This window comes from Nocardioides sp. NPDC023903 (assembly GCF_040639295.1).
Classification (GTDB): Bacteria; Actinomycetota; Actinomycetes; order Propionibacteriales; family Nocardioidaceae; genus Nocardioides.
The window spans coordinates 24,071-48,660 of record NZ_JBEZZS010000028.1; the positions used below are offsets into that span (position 1 = coordinate 24,071).

At 67.8% G+C, this 24,590-nt stretch carries 29 protein-coding genes; 13 read left to right on the forward strand and 16 right to left on the reverse strand.

Going from position 1 to position 24,590, the window contains the following annotated elements:
- The first annotated feature begins 22 nt into the window (after positions 1-22).
- Together AB0F44_RS23070 and AB0F44_RS23075 are read left to right on the forward strand one after the other, a co-directional pair.
- Positions 23-1,273 (forward strand): arginine deiminase, encoded by a 1,251-nt coding sequence (locus AB0F44_RS23070; protein WP_357359004.1) that lies wholly within the window; start codon positions 23-25, stop codon positions 1,271-1,273.
- Positions 1,274-1,291: 18 nt separating this feature from the next.
- On the forward strand, positions 1,292-2,356 hold the full coding sequence (locus tag AB0F44_RS23075) for a lysylphosphatidylglycerol synthase domain-containing protein (RefSeq protein ID WP_357359005.1): 1,065 nt from the start codon (positions 1,292-1,294) through the stop codon (positions 2,354-2,356).
- Positions 2,357-2,440: 84 nt separating this feature from the next.
- On the opposite strand, the gene AB0F44_RS23080 is transcribed toward AB0F44_RS23075, so the two are convergent.
- From AB0F44_RS23080 to AB0F44_RS23110, 7 genes are read right to left on the reverse strand one after another with little or no spacing between them, the layout of a single operon-like run.
- Positions 2,441-2,614 (reverse strand): CsbD family protein, encoded by a 174-nt coding sequence (locus tag AB0F44_RS23080; RefSeq protein ID WP_357359006.1) that lies wholly within the window; start codon positions 2,612-2,614, stop codon positions 2,441-2,443.
- A gap of 54 nt (positions 2,615-2,668) precedes the next feature.
- On the reverse strand, positions 2,669-3,253 hold the full coding sequence (locus AB0F44_RS23085) for a hypothetical protein (protein ID WP_357359007.1): 585 nt from the start codon (positions 3,251-3,253) through the stop codon (positions 2,669-2,671).
- Positions 3,250-3,786, reverse strand: coding sequence for a DUF6286 domain-containing protein (locus tag AB0F44_RS23090; RefSeq protein ID WP_357359008.1), 537 nt, complete (start codon positions 3,784-3,786; stop codon positions 3,250-3,252). Before AB0F44_RS23090 ends, AB0F44_RS23085 begins: the two co-directional genes overlap by 4 nt.
- Positions 3,783-4,193 (reverse strand): Asp23/Gls24 family envelope stress response protein, encoded by a 411-nt coding sequence (locus AB0F44_RS23095; protein ID WP_357359009.1) that lies wholly within the window; start codon positions 4,191-4,193, stop codon positions 3,783-3,785. Before AB0F44_RS23095 ends, AB0F44_RS23090 begins: the two co-directional genes overlap by 4 nt.
- The gene (locus AB0F44_RS23100) at positions 4,186-4,362 is read right to left on the reverse strand and encodes a DUF2273 domain-containing protein (RefSeq protein ID WP_357359010.1); all 177 of its coding nucleotides are present in this window, start codon (positions 4,360-4,362) and stop codon (positions 4,186-4,188) included. The genes AB0F44_RS23095 and AB0F44_RS23100 overlap by 8 nt, the downstream gene beginning before the upstream one ends.
- Positions 4,363-4,393: 31 nt before the next feature.
- A complete protein-coding gene (locus AB0F44_RS23105; protein ID WP_357359011.1) occupies positions 4,394-4,720 on the reverse strand; it encodes a hypothetical protein in 327 nt (108 codons plus the stop codon).
- 2 nt (positions 4,721-4,722) lie between these two features.
- Complete coding sequence (locus AB0F44_RS23110) at positions 4,723-5,202, reverse strand: Asp23/Gls24 family envelope stress response protein (protein ID WP_357359012.1); 480 nt, start codon at positions 5,200-5,202, stop codon at positions 4,723-4,725.
- A gap of 177 nt (positions 5,203-5,379) precedes the next feature.
- On the opposite strand from AB0F44_RS23110, the gene AB0F44_RS23115 reads away from it, so the two are divergent.
- Both AB0F44_RS23115 and AB0F44_RS23120 read left to right on the forward strand, forming a co-directional pair.
- Entirely contained in the window at positions 5,380-5,949 is a 570-nt protein-coding gene (locus tag AB0F44_RS23115; protein WP_350666371.1) for an RNA polymerase sigma factor, read from the forward strand.
- The gene (locus AB0F44_RS23120) at positions 5,940-6,413 is read left to right on the forward strand and encodes a hypothetical protein (RefSeq protein ID WP_357359013.1); all 474 of its coding nucleotides are present in this window, start codon (positions 5,940-5,942) and stop codon (positions 6,411-6,413) included. Before AB0F44_RS23115 ends, AB0F44_RS23120 begins: the two co-directional genes overlap by 10 nt.
- A gap of 12 nt (positions 6,414-6,425) precedes the next feature.
- On the opposite strand, the gene AB0F44_RS23125 is transcribed toward AB0F44_RS23120, so the two are convergent.
- Positions 6,426-7,037 carry a TetR/AcrR family transcriptional regulator gene (locus tag AB0F44_RS23125; protein WP_357359014.1) on the reverse strand — a complete coding sequence of 204 codons (612 nt, stop codon included), beginning with the start codon at positions 7,035-7,037 and terminating at the stop codon, positions 6,426-6,428.
- A 93-nt stretch (positions 7,038-7,130) separates the two neighbouring features.
- Here AB0F44_RS23125 and AB0F44_RS23130 point away from each other — a divergent pair, with 93 nt between their 5' ends.
- Positions 7,131-8,723 carry an FAD-binding oxidoreductase gene (locus tag AB0F44_RS23130; protein WP_357359015.1) on the forward strand — a complete coding sequence of 531 codons (1,593 nt, stop codon included), beginning with the start codon at positions 7,131-7,133 and terminating at the stop codon, positions 8,721-8,723.
- Between the two features lie 120 nt (positions 8,724-8,843).
- A complete protein-coding gene (locus AB0F44_RS23135) occupies positions 8,844-9,842 on the forward strand; it encodes a serine protease (RefSeq protein WP_357359016.1) in 999 nt (332 codons plus the stop codon).
- 24 nt (positions 9,843-9,866) lie between these two features.
- Here AB0F44_RS23135 and AB0F44_RS23140 read toward each other — a convergent pair whose 3' ends face one another.
- The gene (locus AB0F44_RS23140; protein WP_357359017.1) at positions 9,867-10,121 is read right to left on the reverse strand and encodes a hypothetical protein; all 255 of its coding nucleotides are present in this window, start codon (positions 10,119-10,121) and stop codon (positions 9,867-9,869) included.
- Positions 10,122-10,451: 330 nt separating this feature from the next.
- On the opposite strand from AB0F44_RS23140, the gene AB0F44_RS23145 reads away from it, so the two are divergent.
- Positions 10,452-11,723 (forward strand): LPXTG cell wall anchor domain-containing protein, encoded by a 1,272-nt coding sequence (locus AB0F44_RS23145; protein ID WP_357359018.1) that lies wholly within the window; start codon positions 10,452-10,454, stop codon positions 11,721-11,723.
- Positions 11,724-11,792: 69 nt separating this feature from the next.
- On the opposite strand, the gene AB0F44_RS23150 is transcribed toward AB0F44_RS23145, so the two are convergent.
- Positions 11,793-13,259 (reverse strand): oligopeptide:H+ symporter, encoded by a 1,467-nt coding sequence (locus tag AB0F44_RS23150; RefSeq protein ID WP_357359019.1) that lies wholly within the window; start codon positions 13,257-13,259, stop codon positions 11,793-11,795.
- Between the two features lie 70 nt (positions 13,260-13,329).
- Positions 13,330-14,025 (reverse strand): SDR family NAD(P)-dependent oxidoreductase, encoded by a 696-nt coding sequence (locus AB0F44_RS23155; protein ID WP_357359020.1) that lies wholly within the window; start codon positions 14,023-14,025, stop codon positions 13,330-13,332.
- 156 nt (positions 14,026-14,181) lie between these two features.
- Between AB0F44_RS23155 and AB0F44_RS23160 the strand changes: the two genes are divergently transcribed.
- Complete coding sequence (locus AB0F44_RS23160; protein WP_357359021.1) at positions 14,182-15,036, forward strand: helix-turn-helix transcriptional regulator; 855 nt, start codon at positions 14,182-14,184, stop codon at positions 15,034-15,036.
- A gap of 5 nt (positions 15,037-15,041) precedes the next feature.
- On the opposite strand, the gene AB0F44_RS23165 is transcribed toward AB0F44_RS23160, so the two are convergent.
- The gene (locus AB0F44_RS23165) at positions 15,042-15,419 is read right to left on the reverse strand and encodes a helix-turn-helix domain-containing protein (RefSeq protein ID WP_357359022.1); all 378 of its coding nucleotides are present in this window, start codon (positions 15,417-15,419) and stop codon (positions 15,042-15,044) included.
- Between the two features lie 87 nt (positions 15,420-15,506).
- Between AB0F44_RS23165 and AB0F44_RS23170 the strand changes: the two genes are divergently transcribed.
- Positions 15,507-16,397, forward strand: a complete 891-nt coding sequence (locus AB0F44_RS23170; protein WP_357359023.1) for an NAD(P)-binding domain-containing protein — start codon at positions 15,507-15,509, stop codon at positions 16,395-16,397.
- 48 nt (positions 16,398-16,445) lie between these two features.
- Here AB0F44_RS23170 and AB0F44_RS23175 read toward each other — a convergent pair whose 3' ends face one another.
- On the reverse strand, positions 16,446-17,306 hold the full coding sequence (locus tag AB0F44_RS23175; protein ID WP_357359024.1) for an alpha/beta hydrolase: 861 nt from the start codon (positions 17,304-17,306) through the stop codon (positions 16,446-16,448).
- A 333-nt stretch (positions 17,307-17,639) separates the two neighbouring features.
- Between AB0F44_RS23175 and AB0F44_RS23180 the strand changes: the two genes are divergently transcribed.
- Positions 17,640-18,857: a tachylectin-related carbohydrate-binding protein gene (locus tag AB0F44_RS23180; protein ID WP_357359025.1), complete on the forward strand. Its 1,218-nt coding sequence runs from the start codon at positions 17,640-17,642 to the stop codon at positions 18,855-18,857.
- A 427-nt stretch (positions 18,858-19,284) separates the two neighbouring features.
- On the opposite strand, the gene AB0F44_RS23185 is transcribed toward AB0F44_RS23180, so the two are convergent.
- Both AB0F44_RS23185 and AB0F44_RS23190 read right to left on the reverse strand, forming a co-directional pair.
- Positions 19,285-19,824, reverse strand: coding sequence for a hypothetical protein (locus tag AB0F44_RS23185; RefSeq protein WP_357359026.1), 540 nt, complete (start codon positions 19,822-19,824; stop codon positions 19,285-19,287).
- Positions 19,825-19,875: 51 nt separating this feature from the next.
- Positions 19,876-21,393: a HEAT repeat domain-containing protein gene (locus AB0F44_RS23190; RefSeq protein ID WP_357359027.1), complete on the reverse strand. Its 1,518-nt coding sequence runs from the start codon at positions 21,391-21,393 to the stop codon at positions 19,876-19,878.
- Here AB0F44_RS23190 and AB0F44_RS23195 point away from each other — a divergent pair.
- Complete coding sequence (locus tag AB0F44_RS23195; protein WP_357359028.1) at positions 21,392-21,556, forward strand: hypothetical protein; 165 nt, start codon at positions 21,392-21,394, stop codon at positions 21,554-21,556. The two genes, AB0F44_RS23190 and AB0F44_RS23195, sit on opposite strands and share 2 nt — an antisense overlap.
- A gap of 4 nt (positions 21,557-21,560) precedes the next feature.
- On the opposite strand, the gene AB0F44_RS23200 is transcribed toward AB0F44_RS23195, so the two are convergent.
- On the reverse strand, positions 21,561-22,223 hold the full coding sequence (locus AB0F44_RS23200) for a hypothetical protein (RefSeq protein ID WP_357359029.1): 663 nt from the start codon (positions 22,221-22,223) through the stop codon (positions 21,561-21,563).
- Between the two features lie 115 nt (positions 22,224-22,338).
- On the opposite strand from AB0F44_RS23200, the gene AB0F44_RS23205 reads away from it, so the two are divergent.
- Positions 22,339-22,917, forward strand: a complete 579-nt coding sequence (locus tag AB0F44_RS23205; protein WP_357359030.1) for a hypothetical protein — start codon at positions 22,339-22,341, stop codon at positions 22,915-22,917.
- 247 nt (positions 22,918-23,164) lie between these two features.
- Positions 23,165-24,580, forward strand: coding sequence for a DEAD/DEAH box helicase family protein (locus AB0F44_RS23210; protein ID WP_357359056.1), 1,416 nt, complete (start codon positions 23,165-23,167; stop codon positions 24,578-24,580).
- Positions 24,581-24,590 lie beyond the last annotated feature (10 nt).

Sequence of the window (24,590 nt, forward strand, 5' to 3'; positions counted from 1 at the left end):
GTCCTCAACAGAAAGGCATCCCATGTCCGAGCAGGAGTCCGCGTACGGCGTCCACTCCGAGGTCGGCAGGCTCAGGAAGGTGCTCGTCTGCGCACCCGGCCTGGCCCACCGCCGGCTCACCCCCAGCAACAACGACGAACTGCTCTTCGACGACGTGATGTGGGTCGAGAACGCCCAACGCGACCACGCCGACTTCGTGAACAAGCTGACCCAGCGTGGTGTCGAGGTCGTCGAGCTGCACGACCTGCTGGCGCAGACGCTCGCGGTCGCCGGCGCCAAGGATTGGATCCTCGACCGCAAGATCGTGCCGAACCAGGTCGGCCTGGGGCTGGTCGACGACACCCGCACCTACCTCGAGTCGGTCTCGGACCGACAGCTGGCGGAGTTCCTCATCGGCGGCCTCGCGACCAACGACCTGCCCGGCGACTTCCGCTCCGACTACGTCAGCCTCGCGCGGGAGTCAACCGGTGCCCGGGAGTATCTGATGCCGCCACTGCCGAACACGCTCTACACCCGGGACACGACCTGCTGGCTGTACGGCGGGCTGACCATGAACCCGCTCTACTGGCCGGCCCGCAAGGACGAGACGCTCCTCTACAAGGCGATCTACCAGCACCACCCCGACTACGTCGGCTCGACCGTGTGGTGGGGCGACCCCGAGCAGGACTGGGGGCAAGCCAGCTTCGAGGGCGGCGACGTGATGCCGGTCGGCAACGGGGTCGTGCTCGTCGGCATGAGCGAGCGCACCTCTCGCCAGGCGATCACCCAGGTCGCCAAGGCGCTCTTCGAGCAGGGCGCCGCGGAGAAGGTCATCGTCGCCGGGATGCCGAAGCTGCGGGCTGCCATGCACCTGGACACGGTCTTCACCTTCGTCGACCGCGACATCGTCACGCTGTATCCGACGATCATGGACGCGGTGCACACGTTCACGCTGGTGCCCTCCGACAAGTCGCCCGGGGTCGAGGTGATCGACCACGGCGACGCGGCCTTCGTCGACGTCGTGGCCAAGGCGCTCGGGTTGCCCGAGATCCAGGTGATCGACACCGGCGGGGACGTCTACCAGTCCGAGCGGCAGCAGTGGGACAGCGGCAACAACGCGGTCGCACTCGAGCCCGGCGTGGTGTTCACGTACGACCGCAACACCCTCACCAACACGCTGCTGCGCAAGGCGGGGGTCGAGGTCGTCACCATCGTGGGCGCCGAGCTCGGCCGGGGCCGCGGTGGCGGACACTGTATGACCTGCCCGATCGTCCGTGATCCCGTGGAGTTCTGAGCCGATCGCGGCCGTGCGGTGAGCACACAGGAGACCCCCGACGTCAGCACCGCCCGCCCCGGACGCCGCGCGTGGATCACGCGCTTCGTCCTGCTGGTCGTGGCGGTGCTCAGCGCCGTCACCGTCGTACGCCTGGTCGGGCGGGTCGACTGGGACGCGGCCTGGGACGCGCTGACGCATCTCAGCTGGTGGCATTCCATCGTGCTGCTCGTCGTCGTGCTGGTTCGTCAGATCCTGCTGGCGATGCCACTGAGGTTCTTCATCCGCGGCGTGACGTTCTACCGGGCCACCATCAACGACCTCGGCGCGACGCTGATGTCGCTCATCGCGCCACCGCCGAGCGACGTCGCGCTCCGGGTCGCGATGTTCAAGTCGTGGGGGGTCAGTCCGGCCAAAGGCCTCGCCGGCACGGTGATGAACACACTTACGTTCTTCATAGCGAGATTCTCCGCCCCGCTCATCGGGTTCATCCTGCTGCTCGTCGTCGGCGAGTCCCCGTCGCTCCGGTGGATCGAGCTGCTCAGCATCGCGATCGCGGTCGCCATCCTCGTGACCGTTCTGATGGTCGTACGCAGCGACCGGCTCGCGCGCACGGTCGGAACCCGGGCCGGGCTGATCGTGCGCCGGTTCCGAAGGACGGTCGACCCGGATCGCTGGGCCGACGCCTGCCAGAACTTCCGTGCCGACATCGCCGAGCGGTTCCACAGCGGGTTCCCCCTGGCCGTGCTCTCCCAGGTCGGCATGATCGTCGTCGACCTCGCCGCGCTCACGCTGTGCCTTCGCTTCGTCGGCATCTCAGCGGACGAGGTCGGCCTCGTGTGGATCGCGATCGCCTTCCTGTTCGCCTTCCCGTTCACCGTGTTCCCCCTCTGGGGGATCGGCATCGTCGACGCACTGGTGCTCGCCGCGCTGGTCGAGGCCGGCGGGCTCGAGGTCGAGGCGGCGGCGGTCGCCGGCCTGATCGTGTGGCGAGTGTTCACCGTGGGCCTGCCGGTGCTGCTCGGCGCCGTCGCCGTCGCGGTGTGGCGGCGTGAGGTCGCTGTAGCGGATGCCTCTCGGGGCGGAGCCACACCTTCCGGGTGAGGTGGACGGACTGCTCGATGCTCCTGGAGACGGCGTGACCCCGCCCCCGCTCGGGTCACGCCGTCATCAGGAGCATCGAGAGGACTACTTCTTGAACTTGTCCTTGACGTCCTCGACGGTGTTCTTGGCCGAGGCCTTGGTCCGATCCATCTTCCCCTCGGCCTTGAGGGAGTGGTCGTTCGTCGTCTTCCCAGCAACCACCTTGGCCTTGCCGAGAGCCCCCTTGGCGGCGTTCTTGGCCTTGTTGATCATGCTCATCGTCGGTCTCCTTCGGTTGTGTCGTGATGGATGGTGAGGGGTTCAGGGGCGCGGTCAGCGCACGCGCACGTTGGACTGTTGCCGCGCCTTGCCGCGCCGCGGCGAGTCGACCAGGATCCGGCAGGTGATCGCCTGGTCGGGGAACGCCGCTGCCAGGTCGCGGGTGCAGATCTCGGCGGCGTCGGTGATCGACGCGGTCGAGGCGACGGGGTCGACCCGTCCACGCAGCAGGATCACCGGTCGTGACCGGATGGTGACGACCGTTCCGGTGACGCCGGTGAGGGCGGCCATGTTCTCGAGCCTACCCCCGGAGGTATCGGCGACCGAGCGGAGATCGGCCTGGACGCGACCGGTCTCGTCGCTCGTCCGGAGGCGCAGCGTCGAGGGGCCGCGCCGGCGCAGGTGTGCCAGCAGCCACATCAGGCCGAGGAGCCCCAGGACGATGCCCGCCGCGGCGAGCGCCCAGGGGAACCAGCCAGCTGTCACGACATCCCGCGCAGGCCCCGTGGAGAGCTCGGTCGGGTAGGTGCCGAAGACCCAGCGGTAGTGCCAGTCGACCATCAGCAGGCCCAGGGCGACCAGAAGGATCGCCACGAGCAGGGTCAGGGCACGGGCGATCCTGATCATGCGGGGTGTCATCGGGGAACCTCCGTGGCTCGTACCTTGATGCTGGCTCCGGTCAGTCGGCCGACGTGGTCGTCGAGTACGGCACTCGCGTGCTCGGCCACAGCAGCCGCGTCCTGCGCGACGATGTCGACGACGATGCGACGCCGTGACCTGAGCGATGACTCGGCCGAGACCACGCCGGGAAGCCGGTCGGCGGTCTCCTGGGCGATCGCCGCGACCGCGCCGGGCGAGAGCCACAGGTCTGCATCGCCGGCGACGCGCAGGTGCGTACGCCGGCCGGGCCGGAGCCCGAGCCAGAGCAGCACCAGCCCGACGAGCGCGACGACCCCGCCGGCGATCGCCAGCCCGACGGACGCGCGTGCGCCGTCGAGGCCCTCGACCAGGTCGGGGACCAGCGGCGTGCCGGCCGCCCACCCCTGGCTGAGCGCGAGGTCCCGGACCGCGACCACGGCGACCGCGATCAGCACGAGGGCCAGCGCGGTGGCGGTCGCGACCGCGATCGGCGCGCGGCGTGGTTGGGCGCGTGGGGCGGTGGGCGTGCTCATTCCACCCTCCTGCTGGTGTCGTCGGAGGCCGACGGGTCGACCGCGTGCACAGTGACGTCGACGCTCCGGATCTGGATGCCCGAGAGGCGGAACGCCTCCTGACGTACGGTGTCCCGCACTGCCGTGGCGACCTGGGAGATGTTGCCGGGCCATGCCATCGCGATGTCGACCTTCACCCGGACGGCGCGGCCCTCGGCCGTGATGTCGGCCTTCGGCAGCGCCATACCGGTGATCCGGCCGAGCGTGCTGCGGTGGGTCACCGTCCCCGGGACGTGCAGCACGATGTGCTCGACGATCCGCTGGAGTGCCTTGTTGCGCACATCCAGGGTGCCCCGGTCCTCGACGGGGTCGGGGTCGTGAGCGCCGTCATCGCTGGTCGGCATCGGACGCGTCGGGGTCTCAATCACGGCGTCCTCGCAGCAGACTGCCCAGGTCGAGCTCGCCGTCGACGTGGCCACCGATGAGGTAGCCGGCACCGCCGAGCACGATGGCCAGCAGCAGGCCGATGAGGCCCCCGGTGACGATCGCGATCGTGAGCAACAGTCCGGCGACCAGGCCTAGTGTCGAGTTGGTCATGACGTGTTCTCTCCTTCAGAGGTCGAAGCGGTCAGGCCGTAGCCGAGCCTGTGCCGCCGGGCGGGAGGATGTCCTCCACCGTGATGTCCACCGGGCCCGGGACGTACGGCCGGACCGCGTCACGCACCGCGTCGGTCGTGCCGATGACGGGTGCTCCCCAGTGCAGGACCACGTGGACCGAGCAACCGGGCTCACGCATCCGGATCCCATTGACCCGGCGGCCGGGGAGATAGGTGGCCACCTCCCCGGCGACGCCGGCATGCAGGTCATGGACACCGGGCACCGCGAGCACGGCCGCCGCCACCACGTCCACCACTTCCGGCTCGGCGCCGTCGTGTGGATCGGGGTCGGCCTGCACGGTCACTCCACCCGCCGGCCGGCGTCCGGGTCCGAGTCGCGGGCCTCGTCCTCGAGGAAGACGTCGTGCACGGTGATGTTGACCTCGGTGACCTCGAGGCCGGTCATGCGCTCCACCGAGGCCTTCACGTTGCGGCGGATCGCGGTCGCGAGGTCGGGGATCGAGGTGCCGTACTCGGCGACGATGTCGAGGTCGGCGGCTGCCTGCCGCTCCCCCACCTCGACCGCCACGCCCTGGCCCATGTTGGTACGCGAGCCCGGGATCCGCTCGCGGATCGCCCCGGCCGCACGCGCCGCGCCGCCACCGAGGTCGTGGACGCCGCTGATCTCTCGAGCAGCGATCCCCGCGATCTTCGAGACCACCGTGTCGGCGATCGAGGTACGCCCGTACTCACTCACCAGAGCACCCGAGTCCGTCCGGTCCAGCTGACCGTCGGTCCCCGTGGTCGACAAGCTCGTGGTCTCCGACTTCGTCTGCGCCATGAGAGGCACCTTCCTGATCGTGTTCGGTCGTTCTAACGCTGGTTAGTCGCCGCCTCGGACCGATGTGTCACAGGAATTTCGGTGTGTTCTGGATCACATCTCTTTGCTTGGGGATGGTAGAACTCTCCTATCCAGACTCTGCCCCTCGCGTGGCAGCAGACGAGGAACTCGGGGGCAATGTCGAAATCGCAGGCGTCATCTGAGCCATTGGCGACGGATGAGGCACTGGTGCGCGCCGCCCGCCTGGGCGACCACGAGGCGTTCCGGGAGATCGTGGATCGTCACGGCCCGGCCATGTATCGCTACGCCCTGCACATGGTCGGCGACGCCAGCGACGCTGCCGAGGCGACCCAGGAGGCGTTCGTCTCGGCATGGCGGAGCCTGTCGAGCTTCGCGGGGCGGTCCTCCCTGCGTACCTGGTTGATCCGTCTCGTGCACCGTCGCGCGGCCGACCTCCAGCGCAACCGACGCGCGACACCCATCGACGACGGGCTGATGTCGCGGCTGACTCCGGCCGCTCCGGACAACCCGCTGCAGTCTGTTCTGGACGCCGAGCTTCTGGAAGCGTTGCAGCTAGCATTGAATGAACTGCCGTGGCATCAAAGGGCGACCTGGCTGTTGCGGGAGGTCGAAGAGATGAGTTACGAGGAGATCTCCATCGCCCTGGCCATGCCGATCGGCGCCGTCCGCGGACACCTGTACCGCGGACGACGCACACTCGCGGAGAGGATGGCCCGATGGCGCTAGATCCCAGCCCCCTCGGCCGCGCCATCCGCGCCGCCCGTGCCGAGCAGCCCCCCGGTTGGGTCGACCTGGCCGGCTCGATCATGTCGCGCGTACGCGCGATCGTCGTCCCGTCCGAGCCGATCCTCACCTTCACCGAGCAGGGCACGCCGGCGCGCGATGAGCAGGGCTCCGAGACGTACGTCTCCGCACACGTCGTCACCGCGGCGCTACGCCGACTGCTCCAGGAGCACCCCACCCACGCGCCGGACACCATCGACCTGCACCTCGACGACAGCCGCCTGACCGGCATCGAGATCCGCCTCGTCGCCAGGTACGGCGTCGAGCTCCACCCGCTCGCCGACACCCTGCGCCCACAGATCCTCGAGATCGTCGAGGGCCTCCTCGGGCCGGCTCCCGGCCTCGATCTCTCGACGATCCAGATCGAGTACGTCGACGTCACCCGAGGCGACCCGAACCGGACCTGACCGACCCGGCGGTCAGCGGTTGCCGGTCGCCGCGGCGATGACCCTCGCGCTGCGGGCTGCCATCTCGTCGGCGCTGCGATCGGGGTGGCGGAGCCACCAGTTCACGATGGCGGTGACGGTGCTCATCCACACCTCGGTGAGCACGGCGAGGTCGTCGGGGTCGTGCAGGTCCAGGTCCCCGAGCCGGTCGATCCCGCGGCGAGCCTGCTCGGCGATGGTCCGCCGGACGGCCGCACCGGCCTCAGCGCCGGCGCTGCCGGGAGGGAGCGACCGGTCGTTGATGACGTTCCAGTCGTGCGGCCTCGCCTCGAGGGTTTCGAACATCGCCGCGAGCGTCTGCTCCGCCATCTGCTGGGGCGGCAGGGGTTGGGTGATGACCTCTTCGATCGCTGCGATCAGTCCCTCGCCCGCCCGCTGCACGCATGAGACGTAGAGGTTTTCCTTGGAGCCGAAGTAGCTCAGCACGAGCGCTTTGCTGACCCCGACCCTGGACGCGACCGCGGCGAGGGAGGCGCCGGCATACCCGAGGTTCCCGAATTCGTACGACGCAGCGTCGAGGACCTGCTGCTCCCTGACGCCCCTCGGAATCTTCGGCGTACCGGCCGCCCGCGCCGCAAGGTCCATGCCGTTCCCCTACCCCTCGAGAGTGTTGACCGATCGGTCAATTGACCATACGGTCAGAGCGTCGTTGACGCAAGCTGGAGAAGGAGACGCAGGATGAGTGACCGGTCATGGTGGGGTTGGGGTACGAATGCGGCTGCCGTCGTCGGCGCAGAGGCCGAGGCGCTCGTCGACCGGGTCGCGTCACTCGTTCCCGGCCACGACCTCACCGATCATGAGCCACCGGACCCGCGCAGCCTGCCGGTCTCGGCGTCCCGGGTCTCCCCTCCGGCCGCGCTCGCGGGCCTGGCCTCGGACGACGTCGTTGACCGGCTCGGCCATGCGCGGGGCAAGTCGTTCCGCGATGTCGCCCGCAACCTGGCCGGCGATGTCGGCCACGTGCCGGACCTCGTCGTACGACCGAGGTCCGAGCAGGACGTCGTCGATGTGCTCGACTGGTGCACCCGCGACGCGATCGCCGTGGTGCCGTACGGCGGTGGCAGCACCGTGGTCGCAGGGGTCGAGCCCCGCTTCGACGGCCCGGTCATCACGCTCGACATGGAGCGCCTCGACCAGGTGCTCGAGATCGACACGACCAGCCGCGCGGCCCGGATCCAGGCCGGGGTCTACGGGCCGGCTCTCGAGGACCAGCTGCGGCCGCACTCGCTGACGCTGCGCCACTTTCCGCAGTCGTTCGAGTTCTCCACGCTCGGCGGGTGGCTCGCGACCCGCGCCGGCGGCCACTTCGCGACCCTCTACACCCACATCGACGACCTCACCGAGAGCCTCCGGGTCGTCACGCCCGCCGGCGTCAGCGAGTCGCTGCGCCTTCCCGGCTCGGGTGCCGGCCCCTCCCCGGACCGGATGTTCCTCGGCTCGGAAGGCGCGCTCGGCGTGATCACCGAGGCGTGGATGAGGCTGCAGGACCGCCCTCGCTGGAAGTCGACGGTCTCGGTCGCGTTCGACGACTTCGGCAAGGCGGTGGCCGGGACCCGCGCCATCGCCCAGGCCGGTCTGTATCCGACCAACTGCCGCCTCCTCGACTCCGGCGAGGCCTTCCTCAGCGCTGGCACCGCGGTCGCCGGCGGTCTACTCGTCCTCGCCTTCGAGTCTGCCGACCATCCTGTGGACGCGTGGCTCGCACGAGCCCTCGAGATCGCGGCCGGCCACGGCGGGACCGTCGTGGGCAAGGTCGAGAACACCGATGCGGGTGCCGCCCGAGCCTCCGACGGCGGCGCGGCAGGCGCATGGAAGTCGACCTTCATCCGGATGCCGTACCAGCGCGACGCGCTCGCCCGGCGCTCGATGATCCTGGAGACCTTCGAGACGGCCTGCACCTGGGACCGGTTCGAGGCACTGCACGCCGCTGTCATGGCCACGGCGCAGGAGGCGATCGCCGACATCTGCGGCGGCAACGGGATCCTCACCTGCCGGTTCACCCACGTCTATCCGGACGGACCGGCGCCCTACTACGGCATCTACGCCGCCGGGAGCTGGGGAGACAGCGTGGCCCAGTGGGACGAGATCAAGGCAGCGGTCTCGGAGGTACTCACCGCCCACGGCGCCACGATCACCCACCACCACGCCGTCGGGCGTGACCACCGTCCCTGGTACGACCGACAGCGCCCGGACCTCTTCGCCTCCGCACTGCTCGCCGCCAAGGGCACCCTCGACCCGGCCGGGATCCTCAATCCCGGAATCATCGTGTGACCACGATCACATGAGACCGGGCTGCTGAGTATCAGAGCCTGCCGTTTCCACTCCTCGAGAGTGAGGCTTCGGTTGTCGTTCTGGAAGGTCCGGAACCCGGCGCCCACAGGGGGAATGATCATGAACAACGAAGATCTGTTCATGGCACAGTCGGGCGCCGTGCCCGATGAGCTCACGGCCGTGGCCGACTCGAAGTCGTCGGCCGAGGAGGACTTGCTCGGCAGGGAGAACGTGGTCGGCGTCGGGGTCGGCTTCAAGATCACGGGCGGCGAGCAGACAGATACGCCGAGCGTGATGGTGCTGGTCAGCCAGAAGATGCCGGCCGAGCTGGTCAGCAGCGCGGACACCGTCCCGGACACGATCGACGGCACGCCGACCGACGTCGTCGAGGTCGGGCACCTCTTCGCCGGCGGCAGCCAGCAGCTCATGGAGACCCAGGAGGTCGACGCCCAGACCCTGGCGACCCGGATCCGTCCGGCTCGACCGGGTTTCAGCGTCGGGCACTACAAGATCACCGCGGGGACGATCGGCGCGGGCGCGTACGACCTGCGCACCTTCCCGGGGATCCCGCCGCGCTACTACATCCTGAGCAACAACCACGTGCTCGCGAACTCCAACGACGCCAGCATCGGCGACCCGATCCTGCAGCCCGGCCCGTTCGACGGTGGAACGGCGCCGGCGGACGTGATCGGCCGGCTGGCCCGGTTCGTGCCGATCCGGTTCGACGGCACGTGCAACCACGTGGACGCCGCGGTCGCGGAGGTGCCGTTCCATGTGATCGACCGCGACATCTACTGGAACGGCTACCCGGCCACCGCCGCCAAGGCCGCAACCGTCGGGATGCTCCTCAAGAAGACCGGCCGCACCACGAACTTCACCACCGGCCGGGTCACCGCGATCGCGGCGACGGTGAACGTCAACTACGGCGGCGGCAAGGTCGCGAAGTTCTGCAACCAGATCATCACGACCAACATGTCAGCCGGCGGCGACTCCGGCTCGATGGTGCTCGACCTGCAGAACAACCCGGTCGGGCTGCTCTTCGCGGGATCGAGCGTGGCGACGATCCTCAACCCGATCGCGCTGGTCCAGCTCGCCCTTCAGGTGCGCGTCTGGCCGTGATCGGCTGAGGGCCCGGAGATGCCCTCAGTCTTCCGTTCTGAAGGCGTCTCCGGTCTCGACTCGAACAGGCAGCCCCTCGCACTCCTGCGGCAACGACCGCACCGCCGCCGAGGCCGGGTCGAGGGCGTAGACCACCACCGCCGGTCCCCCACCCTCGGCGGCACCGATCGCGACCCCCTCGATGCCCTCCCCGATCCACTTCTCGGCAACCGTGAGCGCTCGCCGTGACCGCTCATCGAGGGCTGGGATCTCGGCGTACAGATCGTCGTCCGCGCTCATGCCTCCAGGCTACGCCCGCTACCCGGCCCCAAGCCGGGGCGGGCGACGCAAGGGTCGAAAGTCCCGTCCACCCCACCCCAATATTGGGTAGGTGAAGATGACTCCCGCAACCCGCTGAGACAGGGCCGGGAGACCCTCCTCTCACAGGCCTCGCCGAGGCGGCCCACGCGCCGCACTTGCTCCTCGGTTTCAAGAGGTCCCCACCATCCACCCGAGATCGGCCCAGGCCGACCGCGACGGGCATCCCTGTCCGCCCGCCCGGTCTCGGGTACCTCAGCCCTGCCTGCTCACCACAGGCACGGACCACAACACCCATGAAGGAACCAACCCATGAACGTGCACAGCTCCACCAAGATCGGCCTCGCGGCTGTAGCCGTTGCCGGAGTCGCCACGGTCGTGGCAGCCCCTGGGGCTCAGGCGGCACAGGACTGCGAGACGACCACCGTGACCTCTCAGGTCAAGGTCGCCGACGAGAAGAAGACCACCGAGGTCACGCCTGCGGTCACGCACGTGGAGCACACCGACGCGGTGTCCCACGAGGAGTCCCGCTTCTCGAAGGTGGTCAAGGGTGAGAGCCACGAGGCTGTCACCGAGGATCAGTTCCGCAACTCGGTCTACACCCGGACGTACACGCCCGGCACCGACGCAGTGACCGACACCATCGAGCACCCGGCTGAGACCCACACGGTCGAGCACCCGGCCGAGACGCACGTCGTCCACCACGAGGCGGTCACCCACGAGGAGACTCGCGTCACGGGCCGTGGCTACGCCTACAGGCAGAAGGAGACCGGCAAGGTCCGCTACCTGAACACGCCGAACTGGAACGGCGAGGACGAGCACGGCGACCTGGGCTGGGTCCGCTTCGCCGAGGGCGACCTGACCGAGACCGTCACCGTCGTGGACGAGGAGGCGTGGGACGAGACGGTCGTGGACAAGGAGGCCTGGACCGAGACCGTAGTGGACAAGGAGGCCTGGACCGAGACCATCGTTGTCGAAGAGGCCACACCTGCCGCCTTCGGCTCGTGGCAGTGGGACCACTTCACCACCTGGACCACCACGTCAGGCACCCCGGCCGATGAGGACGGTCAGGACGGCGATGACAACCCGTTGAACCTGTCCCAGATCGGCGAGCAGTACGAGCAGACCTTGATCACGAAGGAGGCCTACACCGACCCCGACGTCACGGTCTACTTCGTCGAGGACGGTGAGCCGACCACGAACCTGGCCGACGCATCCTGGACCGCCGACGAGCCTGAGGGTTGGGACCTGGTCGACACCCGCACGGTGGAGGACAGCCCGGCATCGGACGTCACCGTGGTGGACTCGCCTGCCTCTTCGGTCACGGTCGTCATCCCGGCTGTCTACGAGACCAAGACCAACAAGTCGGAGAAGTGCGCGGCGGTCGTCAAGGACGCCAGCACCAAGGCCGAATCCGCCAGCACCAAGGCCGACTCCGAGGTCCCGAACCGGATCGATGCCGGTCTGGCTGGGAACCTGCCGAACACGGGTGGCCCGGATGGAGTGCTCCTCGCCGTCGGCGGGCTGCTCGCCGGCATCGGGGGCATCGGGGCCTTCCTCACCCGTCGCAGGAAGAACGCCTGACCCACACTTCCCGGGCGAACGAATTTTCGTTCGCCCGGGAAAGCCCTTCGGACGCGTACGCCGCAGCGATCAGTGCACGCCGGCCATCAGCCGGCGGATGGGCCGGTTGCCGATGAGCAGCAGGACACCGACGACGACCGAGGCGAGGCCGACCCACCAGAAGAAGCCGCTGTCGTCGCTGACGTCGTAGAACTCGGCGAGCCGGCCGGACATGGCGGTGCCGAGGGCGACCGAGAGGAAGAAGAGCGCCATCATCTGGGTCTGGAACCGCGCCGGGGCGAGCTTGGTGGCCAAGGAGAGGCCGACCGGGGAGAGCAGCAGCTCGGCGAGGGTGAAGAGCAGCAGGATGAATGCGAGGCCAATCAGCGGCACCGTGTGCTCACCGCTCGGCATCAGCAGGAAGACCCAGAACGCGATGCCCATCAGGATCGTGCCGATCGCGAACTTCACCGGCGTCGACGGCTGTCGGGAGCCGAGCTTGGTCCACAGAGCCGCGAAGACGCCGGAGAGCAGGATGATGAAGACCGGGTTGATCGAGTTGACCCACGAGACCGGCATCTCCCAGCCGAAGATGTCTCGGTCCAGGCGCTGGTCTGAGTAGACCACCATGACGGTGAACTGCTGCTGATAGAGCGACCAGAAGACCGCCGAGGCGACGAACAACGGCACCATCGCCCACACCCGGCTCCGCTCGATGGCAGTGACCTGGCTGCTGAGCAGGATGACGGCGAAGAGCGCGACCGCGGCGACCGCGCTGATCCCGATCACGATGTTGGGCAGTCGAGGTGCGGTGATGACACCGGTCAGGCAGAGCACCACGATCGCCGCCACAGCGGTGACGGCGATGGCGATCCAGCGGCCACGCTCCGAGGCGGGTAGCGGGTTGGGTACGACGCGGCTCGAGGCAGGAAGCCGGCCCCGGCCCAGCGAGTACTGCACCAGACCGAGGATCATGCCGACCGCGGCCAGCCCGAACCCGAAGTGGAAGCCCCACTGCTTCTGCAGCAGCCCGGTCAGCAGCGGACCGACCAGGGCGCCCAGGTTGATGCCCAGGTAGAAGAGGGAGAACCCGGCGTCGCGGCGCTCGTCATCGGCGGCGTACAAGGTGCCGACCAGGGACGAGGCGTTCGCCTTCACGCCGCCCGAGCCGAGCGCGATCAGCACGAGCCCGACACCGACTCCGGCGATCCCGGGGATCAGGGCGAGCCCGAGGTGGCCGAGGACGACGAGGCAGGCAGAGAAGAAGAGCGTACGTTCCGCGCCGAGCAGGCGGTCGGCGATCCAGGCCGCGATGATCGTCGACAGGTAGACCGCGCCGCCGTACGCACCGACGATCCCGAGCGCGACCGTCTCGCTGATCCCGAGGCCGCCCTGGGCGGCGGAGTAGTAGAGGTAGATCGCCAGGATGCCCTGCATGCCGTAGAAGCTGAACCGCTCCCACAGCTCGACGCCGAACAGGTTGGCCAGTACGCGCGGCTGCCCCAGGAAAGACCGGTCGCCGGGATCGGCGGTGGTCTCACTTTTAACTTGACTCATTACTTCAGGTTCACAAGTCTCCGCTTCCTCGCCCAAATCGCGAACGGCCGATAACCGCCGGATGTGACCACTACCACGCGAGCTGCCCGTCCTTGTCCTGGAGCGTCCCGGTGGGGACGTCGAGATCCAGGGTGGCGAGGCGTACGACGGTCTTGGCGCTCTCCGCGGGTGACATGGCGATGTCCTCGATGCCGAAGCCGGCGGTCATGTCGGTGGCCGTGGGACCGGGCTCGACCGCGTTGAACCTGATGCCGGGGTTCGCCTTGGCGTACTGCACGGTCAGCATGGTCGCGGCAGCCTTGGACGCGGCGTACAGCGGCAGGAACATCCCGTGCTCGACCCGGTCGGGGTTGGTGTTGACCCAGAACGAGCCGAGGCTGCTGGACACGTTGACCACCCGGGGGTTCTCCGAGCGGCGCAGCAGCGGCAGGGCGGCTTCGGTGACGCGGACGATCCCGACCGCGTTGACGTCGAAGACCCGCAGTGCGGTCGGGCCGTCGAGCGGGTCGGCGACGAGGACGCCGGCGTTGTTCACGAGTACGTCGAGGCGACCCTCGGCCGCCTCGATGGCCGCCAGCGCGGCGGTGACCGACGCGTCGTCGGTGACATCGAGCTGTACGAAGCGCGCGCCGATCTCTGCGGCCGCCTTCTCGCCTCGCTCGGCGTCTCGTGCTCCGACGTAGACGTCATAGCCGGCGTCGGTGAGCTGGCGGGCGGTCTCGAATCCGATGCCCTTGTTGGCGCCGGTGATGAGTGCGACGGTCATTGGCGTTGTTCCTTTCGTAAAAACGACCCGATCGGGCCGTCTTCGACGCTAGGCAAGCCGGTGACCGCCGCCCAGAGTCCTGGTCAGACCAGGGTCTGACAGGACCCCCGCTGCCCGCTCGGAGCCGACCTAGGCTGGAGACATGAGGCTGCACACATGAGTGAGGTGACGAACCCGCTGGGCGCTTTCCTGCAGGCCAGGCGGGCACTGGTGACACCGGAGGCGGCAGGCATCCCAGCCGCAGGCGTACGTCGCGTCCCCGGGCTACGCCGCGAGGAGGTCGCGATGCTGGCCGGGATCAGCGCGGACTACTACCTGCGCCTGGAGCGCGGCCGCGACCGCAACCCGTCGGCGCAGGTGCTCGGGTCGATCGCGCGCGTGCTCCAGCTGGACGACGACCACACCGCCCACATGATGTCGTTGGTCGCGGAGGCTCCCCGGCGCCAGCGTCGGCGCCGGCGCAAGGAGACCGCCCCGCCCGGGGCGCTGAAGCTGCTCGACTCGATGGTGCAGCCCGCGTTCATCGAGGGGCGCTACTTCGACATCCTGGCCTCCAACAGCCTCGCCCGCGCGCTCTCGCCGCGGCTCGCCGCCGGCGGCAACCAGCTGAGGGACCAGTTCCTCGATCCGGACCAGCAGTCGTTCCACCCGGATTGGGAGCCGATGACGGAGTGCTTCGTCGGCAACCTGCGCCAGGCGGTGGGCACCGACATCGACGACCCGCGTTTCATCGAGCTCATCGGCGAGCTCTCCCTGGGCAGCGCCCGTTTCCGACAGCTGTGGGCACGCCACGACGTACGCGGCCAGATCGGCACCCCGGTCCGGATGAACCATCCTCAGGTCGGCGAGATCACCCTCAACCGGGAGCGGCTGGCCATCAACGGCACCGACGACCTGGTGCTCGTCGTCTACCACCCCGACGCCGGTTCATCCGACGCGGACAAGCTGGCGCTGCTGGCGTCCGCGGGGCTGCCCACGCATCAGGCCGAGTCAGAGGCTCGACTCGCCTGACGCGGCTACCGGGGTAGAAGGTCGGCGTCGCGATGCTCGACTAGCTCCGTCCGCTCGCGAGCGATGCGGTCCATCCCCCAGCGGCCGAGCGGCCCGAGCGCGGCATTGAGGGTGCGCCCGTGCTCGGTCAGCGAGTACTCCACCCGCGGTGGCACCTCGGCATAGACCTCCCGGTGCACCAGCCCGTCTTGCTCCATCTCACGCAGGTGCTGGGTCAGCATCTTCTCGCTGACCCCGGGCAGGCCGCGGCGCAGCTCGGCGAAGCGGCGTACGCCATAGTTGTCGAGCTCCCACAGGATCAGCCCCTTCCACTTGCCGCTGACCACGTCGAGCGCGGCATCGATGCCGCAGATGTAGGGACCGCTTCGGGCCGGCTTCGTCACGGGTTGCTCCTCACGAACCTTTTGGTAAGTACCCCAGTAAATAGTGGGTACTCCCGCCATCGTACGTAAAGGCCGAGGATTGTCCTCATGAATCAATCTCTCAACGCCGTCACCGTCATCGGCCTCGGCCCCATGGGCCAGGCGATGGTCCACAGCCTGCTCGCGGCCGGACATCCGGTGACCGTATGGAACCGCACCGCATCGCGAGCCGACGAGGTCGTCGCCGCGGGCGCTCAGCTGGCCGACTCGCCGGCGAAGGCCGTCGCGGCGAGCGACCTGGTCATCCTCAGCCTGACCGACTACCAGGCGATGTACGACGTGCTCGGCTCAGCCACCGACGAGCTGACGGGCCGTACGGTCGTCAACCTCAGCTCGGAGTCCCCTGACGGGACGCGTCGCGGTGCGGCGTGGGCCGCCGAGCACGGCGCCGACTTCCTCACCGGTGGCGTGATGGTCCCGGCCCCGATGGTCGGGACACCCGATGCGTACGTCTATGTCAGCGGTCCTGCCGATGTTCTGTCGCAGCACGAGGATGCGCTGGGTCGCATCGGCTCCGTCCGCTACCTGGGCGAGGATCCGGGGCTGGCGCAGCTGATGTACCAGGCCAACCTGGACATCTTCCTGACCTCCCTCTCTTCGCTGCTCCACGCCGTGGCGCTGCTCGAGACGGGCGGCATCAAGCCGTCCGCGGCCATCCCGGAGCTGATGCAGACCCTCGCCGGCATCCCGCCGATGCTCGCCGCCGGCGAGGACCTCGGCGCCCAGCTCGAGGCCGGCAAGCACCCCGGCCACCTGAGCACCGTCACGATGATGGGCGCCACCGCCGACCACCTCGTCGAGGCCAGCGAGGCTGCCGGCATCGACGTCGACCTCCCCCGCGCCGTCCAGGCCCACTACACCTGGGCCCGCTCCCGCGGCCACGGCGGGGAGAACTGGTCCCGCATCATCGACGCCATCCGACCGTACGCCCGAGGGTGAGCTGCCGCGAGGGGCGGCCTCCCGCGAGGAGGCCGCCCCTCGCGGCAGTCAGGAATGCGCCGTGAGCCAGTCGATCACGTCGGCGGTGATCGCATCGCGGTTGGTCTCGTTGAAGATCTCGTGGCGCGCCTCGGGGTAGAGCGTCACCGTCACATCCTTCAATCCGGCCTCGCGATAACGCTCCCCCAGCAGCTCGACCAGGGCGCCGCCCCCGGCAAGCGGGTCGGCGTCGCCGGAGACGACGAGAATCGGCAGATCGGAGCGGATCCGACCGATGACTGCCGGGTCGGCCAGACGCTCGGCGCCGGCGAACAGCTGAGGCACGGCGGTGTCGGGCAGATCGAACCCGGATAGCGGGTCTGCGACGTACGCATCGACCTCGGCCTCATCGCGCGAGAGCCACTCGTACCCGGTCCGGTGCTCGAACCCGGCGTTGAACGCCTCCAGCCCGACCGGACCCTCGGCGCTCGAGAGCGCACCAGCGAGTACGTCGAGGGCGGTCGAGCCTGACAGCACCACACCGTCGTACAGGTCGGACCGGTCCAAGAGCACCGTCTGCGCCGCAAAGGACCCCATCGAGTGCGCAACCAGGAACACCGGGATCCCGGAGAAGTCATCGCGCAGCGCGGCACCCATGGCCGCGACGTCTGCCACCAGCGCCTCGAAGTCGAAGTGACCGAGCTGGTCGGCCGACGCGACGGACCCGCCGTGACCGCGGTGGTCGACCGCCCGCACGACGTACCCAGCCCCGACGAGAGCCCGAGCGAGCCGGTCGTAACGCTGTCCGTGCTCGGCGATGCCGTGGGCGATCTGAACGACGCCCCGCGGCGCGGACAGCTCCTCCCCCCACGTCCGGATTGCGAGCGCGGTGCCGTCGGTCGGCGAGACGAATGTGGCTGTGGTGGGCATGGGGCCTCCTGGTGACGGGGTGCTCATGCTGCCATTCCTACGGCGATCCCGGCAGGTCATCAGGCTCCAGGCGCCGGGTGCCCCGTCGGAACTCGGAAGAGCCACAGATCCTCCATCTGGGCGATGGAGACGAGCGCCACCACTGTCACGCTGGCAAAGGAATGAAAGAAGAAGGTCGCTTCAACGGGGAACGCGTGGCTGCACTTGCTCTCAGATCCACACGCTTCGACCTCAGCGAAGCCTTGGGTTCCGTTGCCGTCGCGCGTGGCAACGGACCGGTTCTGCCGCCGAGCGAGGCGCCCCGGTGGCTCGATCCAGATCGAAGGACAACGCATGCGGCACATCCTGTACACCGGTAACGGCACCGCACCTCCGGGCGTCCCCCGTCCCCACATCGGCCGCTTCTTCACGATCGAAGACGATGGCGCACTGCGCTACTTCCGATACGACGCATTCGGCGAGCAGGACCCGACGGGTGCGAACGGCTTCGTGGGAAACAATTCGGGCAACCAGATCGGCAACGGCTTCGGACACTTCCTTCATGTCCTGGGCGGCGGCAACGGCATCATCCTCGCCGTTGCACCGAACGGGGACCTCACCTGGTTCAGGTACACCGGGGCGGGCGAGCACGACCCCACCGGAATCAGCGGATTCGTGGAGAACAACCCCGGCAACGTGATCGGCAACGGCTTCCACAATTTCCGCCACTTGTTCGTCTCCCCCCGCGAAGGGCAGACGACGGCGACGACCATCTTCGCTGTCGCCCAGAACGGTGATCTGCTCTGGTTCCAGTACGACGGCCACGGCGAGCACGACCCCACCGGAGTTCGCGGATTCGCCGGCCCCAATCAGGGCAACCAGATCGGCAACGGGTTCCTCAACTTCCGCCGCATCGTTGGCGTCGGCGACGGCGCATTCCTCGCGGTCCAGGACAACGGCGACCTGCTCTGGTTCCGGTACACAGGTAACGGTGAACACGATCCGACCGGGGCAAGCGGTTTCGTGGAGAACAACTCAGGCAATCAGATCGGCCGCGGTTTCGACACGGTGCGTCACTTCTTCGGCGGGGTGACCGACCGCCCCGGCCTCGAGGGACAGGCAGCGCCTGCGCGCATCTTCTACTTCGTCGACGCGAATGGCGACTTGCGCTGGCTCCGCTACGGCGGCAACGGCGAACTGGATCCAACCGGGTCGATGGGATTCGACGGTCCCAATCAGGGCAACCAGATCGGCCGCGGCTTCTCCGCCAGCGCGATCGACACGACCAACCTCCCGCAAGACCCGGTGGAGCGACTGGGATCAGCCATCGAGTCCGCCAACCAGGAATGGAAGGCGTTGCCCGAGGGAGAACGGCAACAGCCCGAGTCGCTACCTGCCCCGGGGCCAATGGCAGTCCTGTGCGCGCAATACAGGGACTCAGCCTTGATCATGCACGCCGAGGCCAGCAGCGCCAGCCAAGCCGGGTTCGATCAACTCGCGAAGGTCGCCTCCGAACTCGCCCACGAGTACGACGAGTTCGTCCGCATCGCTTGTCCCGGACCCGTCGAGTGAACCCGAGGGCTTGAGCCCTCGCGTCGACCCCACTCGTGCTGCGCCAGGCGCCCCGTCGCTCGCCGAGCTGCCTGAGTGGGGTCGCGGCTCTCGAGCCGCCCGAGAAAGCGTGGATTGAGATCGGAAGGCGCGGGCGCTTCTCGCCGGGCACCTCCATCGGAGCCTCGCCTATCGGGCTGAGCTCATGCCGTTCCACCGCGCCGACTGGCTCGCCGGTGAGTTCATCGATGCCTTTGGCCCGTACGGCGGACGCTTCGCTACGAACGGTGCCGACCGCGGATGGACGCCAGCGACCGACTACGTCATGGACCGCGGCCCAGTAGTCATCAACGAGATAGGGTCCGGGATCTTCTGGGTCGCAGACGAGGACGGACAACCGACGCTCGCGGCCCGCGTGGCGCGACGTTCACGAGTGCAACGCAATCCGCTAGTCGGTGTCCGTTGCGCAGATGATCGTCACCTCGGCTCGTGCCCGGTCCACCAAGATCCACGTCTGGTCCCAGGCGACGTCGAAGAACCAGGGAGACCACGGTGCATCGCTGGCAAAGAGCCTGAAGTCTTCGTAGCGGTCGCCGATAAGGTCCCGCTCCGCGCGGCGGGCGAGATCCTTCGCATCGCGGTCTGTCCCTGGGTGACGTTTGTAAGCACCGCCATGGGCGAGGGCCGCAGCCAGATCGCCCTCGAGGCGTAGGGCTCCACCGGCGACTGGCCAGAAGTCAGGCGGGCTGCCGTTTGGGAATGGCGAGGGCACGAGAACGTCGGGGAGCGCTTGCTGAGCGGCGTTGCTCTCGAGAAGATTCCGGAGGGTTTCGTGCATCGTCAGATTGGTGTTCACGTTGAACCAGTCGCCTTTGTCGCCCTCCCATCGAAACCGGCGCACATGAACGCCGCCGTTTACGTGCGTGGCGGCAAGAGCTCGCTGAAACTCCTCGATCCCCTCACCCTCGACGGCGACCTCGACGTACATCTCAGACACCTCCGCAGAATGGCAGATCGACCGGATACCCACATCGACACATCAACGACGACGCCACCACTTTCGTGGTGGCGCGACGTCAGCGTTGTCTGCTGTGCGCTCAGGTGGGGCCGACTTGATCCCAGCGTGAAACGCGATGGCGCGCTTCGCGCCTGGTCGCCCGTCCCACGTCTCTAGCAGTACGGCGATCCGGTCACGCTGCTCCGCGTTCATGGGCTGCCACGTGGTCGCCGCGCGTACCTCCAGCCAGTTCGAGACCTGCGCACGTCCAAGGCCAGCCAACTCAGCGTCTTCGTCTCCAGCGAGCCGGAGATCGGCCTCGACCTGATCCCATCCGCCGCACGAGCGGGCCAAGAGCCAGGCGGCACGACGGTTCGATCGACGCTCCGATGACCAGGCCTCCGACGCCACGGACGCCGGAACGCCGAGCCGACCAAGGGCACGCGCGGCGGCTGAGGACACCCGACCACTGGGATCCGTGAGAAACGCAGGCAAGAGGCCATGGGCATCGTCTCGGCCAGCCCAGGTGACGACCCCTCGGATGGCAACCTCGCGGACGCGGGGACTCGAGCTGCCCAGGGCTTCGATGAAACTCTGCAGGTCGGTCGCGCCGCCGACCGCAAGCAGCCCGTCCAAGACGGCGGCCTGGATCCTGCCTGGAAGGTCTTGCTGAAGTTGTGCTCGATACCAGCCGGCGACGTCGAGGCCCCGCTTACGAGCGCGGAAACGAGCAGACTCGCGTACGCGCGGAACCCGGTCCACGGCCAGCGCCAGCAAACGTTCATCAGACAGTGCATCGTCCTCGACGGCCAGCACGACTACCTGCCGGATCATCGCGGAACGCGAATCCAGCAGATCGGCGAGACCTGTGGCATCCCGGGACACCAGCAACCAGTCGGCGCACCAGGCCAGGATCAGCTGATCCGTCTCGGTGCGTGCGATCTCATGCAGCCGCTCAACCGACAACAGGCCGCCTCGATGCGCCAACTCAACACCCCGCCGCCTGACCCGTCGCAGAGTCGACGTCAGCAGCGCCTCGATCAACGCCTCCCGCCCGACCTCGGCACGCAACTTTGACTCGACGATCTCGACCGCGTCGGGTCCAAAGCGCCGGTCGCGTCCGGCGAGGACGACGTCCATCACGCGCTCCAGATGCCCTGCCACGTCGGCGTGCTGCAGAGATTCCGCCGCAGCTTGGCGAACCTGGGGGACATGATCGACAAGGCGTATGGCGAGCGCCGTGGCCGCCAGTGGTCCACCGACCCCACGCAGCGCTCGCGCCGCCCGCTCCCTGAACCGTCCGTCTGTATGCATGCTCGTCACCGCAGCGACGAACCCGTCGGGTTCATTCAGGCGCTCATCGAGCCAGCCTCGGACGCCAGAGACCGGCCTCTCATACTGATAGCGATACGTACGCGCCGCCTGGTCCAGCACGACCCACTCCCTGCCGGACAGGGCCGTCAGAGTTCTCTGCAGTTCGTCACGGTCTCCGACATCGTCCACGACGGTACGCGACGCAGCAACCGCGAGATCGTAGGCTTCGATCGGAGTCAGAGACATGTCGCTGATCTTCTCCGATCATGGACTGCGCGTGCCATCCAGTTTCGCCCACGCAACCATCGACGCCCACCGAGACAAGATCGAACACGTCACGCCCGAGATGTTCACCGCGGCCAATCCCGACTGGGCACTCGGGATGCCTCTTGCCGTGCCCACCACCTGACGGCCTACCTGAGGATCGACCGGTCATCGGCACCGTGCCGAGTCCAAGGCCCACCGATGCGATCCCTCGTCGCGCTCGCCCCCGGTTCAAGATCAAGAACGTCAACGATTGTGGGGTCAGCGTCCACGAGGTGGAAGAGATGACCAACTCGCCCGTTCTCCACGGTGCCGTCCGACGTGCCGATGGCCTGCCACATGCCGTCATCAGCATCGTGGGAGACGTACAGGATCGGCTCGGCGCCGGCCATGACCGGCGCCGTCGTGATGCTGTTCGTACGCAGCAACCAGTGCCGTAGCCAGGCCGCCCTGGCGTCCCGCGCCATCGCCGTATCGACCACCGCCCACACGAACGGAAGGTCATGGTGTGCACGGGCTTCGGCGGCCAGGAGATCCTGCCCGCCCTGAGGAACATCCTCGAACGGCTCGTCGATCAGCGCGTACGCGATATCGCCGTCGTTCTCGAAGACCGCCGCGTGGAACGTTCCGCCGCCTTCGTTGCCGGCGCCAATGCCGATGGAGATGCGTCCGCTGTCGGCGTCCGAAGACCAGCCGAAGGCGTACGACGCCAACTCGCCATGTGGGCCGATGAACTCCCCGAACACCCGGCGATCCGTCCCGTGCTCGTTCTCAAACGCGACGAAGCGACCCTCTTCCACCCTGATCTTCACGGCGTCAGAGTAGTGGTCGCGCCGCCGCCCCGACGCGCGGGTTTCCATCCCCAACACAGGGGACGTACGGCGTTCATCCCGCACGAGGAAGACGGCCCGCCGATGTGCTGAACGCGTGACCTTCTTGGAGGAACCTGCGCCGAGCGCCGGGCAGGAGAGGCTGTACGCGGCGGACGTCGCTGACCACGGCTACGTCTGGGACCTCACCCGGGTGTGGGCACATCAGCCGGAAGCGAAGGACCAACTCATGGGGCTGTTCGCGTCCACGGCCGAGGCGGCGGGACTGACGCCGCGAGAAAGAGCCGTGATTGTTATCGCGCAAGCAGCCGCCGTCGGTGACTCCTACTGTGCCGTCGCGTGGGGACAGCGCCTGACCGCCTGGGCGGACCCGCAAACCGCGATCGCCGCACTCACCGCTGACGGCGAACCATTCAGCGAACGGGAGCAGGCGCTGGCCGCCTGGGCGCGAGCCGTCGCACGATCCCCCGGCAGCAGCACGCCACAAGACGTCCAGCGTCTGCGCGACGCGGGGTTCAAGGAGCCGCAGATCGTTGCCCTGACCATCTTCGCTGGCCTACGCACGGCCTTTTCCAGCATCAACGGCGCTCTCGGCGCCCGCCCTGACATCGCTATGGCGGAGAACCTCGACCCCGCCGTACGGGCTGCCATCACATGGGGACGTACGCCCGGCTGATGCTGATGATCCAGCCACGCCACGGAATCGGCCCGCCTCACTCCGCCCAGATAGCAGCACCCGCAACCAATCGTTGGACTACAACGCCCGGCACACCGATGGCGTTGGATGGCCTGCTCTGCCGGCTCAGCGGCCCATAAGGTCAAAGACTCATGCCAGCGCTGACGCATTCTCCTGACGCCCGCCGCAATGATAAAGACAATGAAGCATGCCTTCGCACTATCGCGCCGCCGCACGCGACTTTACGATGTTCGAGTCGCCCGATCGCCCAGCGTGGCGAACTCCTCAGCGGGGCGCGCTAGGTGCGGTACTCGGTCACTGGTCAGTCCACAGACGTCGTCCCGCGCTTCTTGCCATACCGACTGGCTCCGGCAAGACGGCCATCGCTACAGCCCTTCCATACCTGGCGCAAGCGTCGCGGGTGTTGGTTCTGGTGCCGAGCAAGCAATTGAGGTCGCAGATCGCGGACGCCTTCCGTACTCAGCACGACCTGCGCCGAATCGAAGCGGTGACCGACGCCTTCGACCCGCGCGTTTTCGAGGTCACTGGACGGGTTACGGACTGGGCAGAACTTCGCGGCTACGACGTCGTTGTTGGCCTGCCGGACTCCGTGAGTCCGTCGCACTACGATGACGAGTCAAAGCCTCCCGCTGACCTCTTCGACCTGGTGATCATTGACGAGGCTCACCACACGCCAGCGCCAACGTGGCGAGCTGTGCTTGACCACTTCTCCGACGCGCGTAAGGCATTGCTCACTGCGACGCCGAGGAGACGGGATGGGCAGCGGGTCCCCGGCGAGCTCGTGTACCACTTTCCGTTACGCGCCGCGATTTCGGATGGGTTTTACAAAGCTGTCAGTCCCACAATCCTGAGCGTGCCAAAGCCTGAATCCAAGGAGGAATGCGACAAGGCCATCTGCGCCGAAGTAGCCCGCCTGTTTTTTCTGCCCGAGCATTCGACAAGTACATTGCTGATCCGGGTCAACGAACGCAAACGAATCGCTCCGCTGATCGCAATGTACGCTCAGGTTGGCATCGACGTCGTCGGGCTCACCTCCGACTTGGGAGAGGCGCGCCGCCAGCAAATCTTAGCTGGCCTCGGGGACGGAACCCTCCGAGCAGTTGCCGTCGTGGGCATGCTGTCGGAAGGATTCGACCTCCCAAGATTGCGCCTTGCCGCCTACCACGATAAGCACAAGTCGGTGGCGGCGACTATCCAACTCATCGGCCGACTTGTCCGAGCACACCCGGACTTTCCTCAACCATCAGAACTGGTAACCGTCCAAGACAAGGACGTCTACCCTAGTTTGAAGGATGCTCTCTGGGACCTCTATCAAGAGGACGCGGACTGGTCGAATCTTCTGCCCGGAATCATAGACGACGAGGTGCAGGATCACCTCGACGACAGAGCCTTCTCGGAGGCATTGGAGAAGGCGCCGACTCAACTATCTCTAGAGAGTATTCGCCCGGTTGTCAGGGCAACCGTCTTCGAGGTCCGCGATCCCGATTGGAAGCCAGAGTTCACTGACGGCGCAGTCCCCCCCCGGCCTCGAGCGCGGGAGTCAACTGCGAGGTCAGCAGGTGTTCTACTCCACGGTGACCCCCAGCGCTCAAACGCTGCTGCTGGTCACTCAGGCCGTCGAGTCGCCCCGGTGGACCGCTGACGCGGGGTTG

Bases quoted from the DNA above. Each gene is read 5' to 3' on its own strand.
- AB0F44_RS23090 (WP_357359008.1), bottom strand. From the start codon at position 3,786: ATGAGCACGCCCACCGCCCCACGCGCCCAACCACGCCGCGCGCCGATC.
- AB0F44_RS23155 (WP_357359020.1), bottom strand. From the start codon at position 14,025: ATGACCGTCGCACTCATCACCGGCGCCAACAAGGGCATCGGATTCGAG.
- AB0F44_RS23195 (WP_357359028.1), top strand. From the start codon at position 21,392: ATGTCGCTGATCTTCTCCGATCATGGACTGCGCGTGCCATCCAGTTTC.
- AB0F44_RS23115 (WP_350666371.1), top strand. From the start codon at position 5,380: ATGTCGAAATCGCAGGCGTCATCTGAGCCATTGGCGACGGATGAGGCA.
- AB0F44_RS23110 (WP_357359012.1), bottom strand. From the start codon at position 5,202: ATGGCGCAGACGAAGTCGGAGACCACGAGCTTGTCGACCACGGGGACC.
- AB0F44_RS23140 (WP_357359017.1), bottom strand. From the start codon at position 10,121: ATGAGCGCGGACGACGATCTGTACGCCGAGATCCCAGCCCTCGATGAG.
- AB0F44_RS23190 (WP_357359027.1), bottom strand. From the start codon at position 21,393: ATGTCTCTGACTCCGATCGAAGCCTACGATCTCGCGGTTGCTGCGTCG.
- AB0F44_RS23170 (WP_357359023.1), top strand. From the start codon at position 15,507: ATGAATCAATCTCTCAACGCCGTCACCGTCATCGGCCTCGGCCCCATG.
- AB0F44_RS23080 (WP_357359006.1), bottom strand. From the start codon at position 2,614: ATGAGCATGATCAACAAGGCCAAGAACGCCGCCAAGGGGGCTCTCGGC.
- AB0F44_RS23150 (WP_357359019.1), bottom strand. From the start codon at position 13,259: ATGAGTCAAGTTAAAAGTGAGACCACCGCCGATCCCGGCGACCGGTCT.
- AB0F44_RS23175 (WP_357359024.1), bottom strand. From the start codon at position 17,306: ATGCCCACCACAGCCACATTCGTCTCGCCGACCGACGGCACCGCGCTC.
- AB0F44_RS23085 (WP_357359007.1), bottom strand. From the start codon at position 3,253: ATGACACCCCGCATGATCAGGATCGCCCGTGCCCTGACCCTGCTCGTG.
- AB0F44_RS23180 (WP_357359025.1), top strand. From the start codon at position 17,640: ATGCGGCACATCCTGTACACCGGTAACGGCACCGCACCTCCGGGCGTC.
- AB0F44_RS23185 (WP_357359026.1), bottom strand. From the start codon at position 19,824: ATGTACGTCGAGGTCGCCGTCGAGGGTGAGGGGATCGAGGAGTTTCAG.
- AB0F44_RS23160 (WP_357359021.1), top strand. From the start codon at position 14,182: ATGAGTGAGGTGACGAACCCGCTGGGCGCTTTCCTGCAGGCCAGGCGG.
- AB0F44_RS23125 (WP_357359014.1), bottom strand. From the start codon at position 7,037: ATGGACCTTGCGGCGCGGGCGGCCGGTACGCCGAAGATTCCGAGGGGC.
- AB0F44_RS23130 (WP_357359015.1), top strand. From the start codon at position 7,131: ATGAGTGACCGGTCATGGTGGGGTTGGGGTACGAATGCGGCTGCCGTC.
- AB0F44_RS23135 (WP_357359016.1), top strand. From the start codon at position 8,844: ATGAACAACGAAGATCTGTTCATGGCACAGTCGGGCGCCGTGCCCGAT.
- AB0F44_RS23145 (WP_357359018.1), top strand. From the start codon at position 10,452: ATGAACGTGCACAGCTCCACCAAGATCGGCCTCGCGGCTGTAGCCGTT.
- AB0F44_RS23210 (WP_357359056.1), top strand. From the start codon at position 23,165: ATGTTCGAGTCGCCCGATCGCCCAGCGTGGCGAACTCCTCAGCGGGGC.
- AB0F44_RS23070 (WP_357359004.1), top strand. From the start codon at position 23: ATGTCCGAGCAGGAGTCCGCGTACGGCGTCCACTCCGAGGTCGGCAGG.
- AB0F44_RS23120 (WP_357359013.1), top strand. From the start codon at position 5,940: ATGGCGCTAGATCCCAGCCCCCTCGGCCGCGCCATCCGCGCCGCCCGT.
- AB0F44_RS23100 (WP_357359010.1), bottom strand. From the start codon at position 4,362: ATGACCAACTCGACACTAGGCCTGGTCGCCGGACTGTTGCTCACGATC.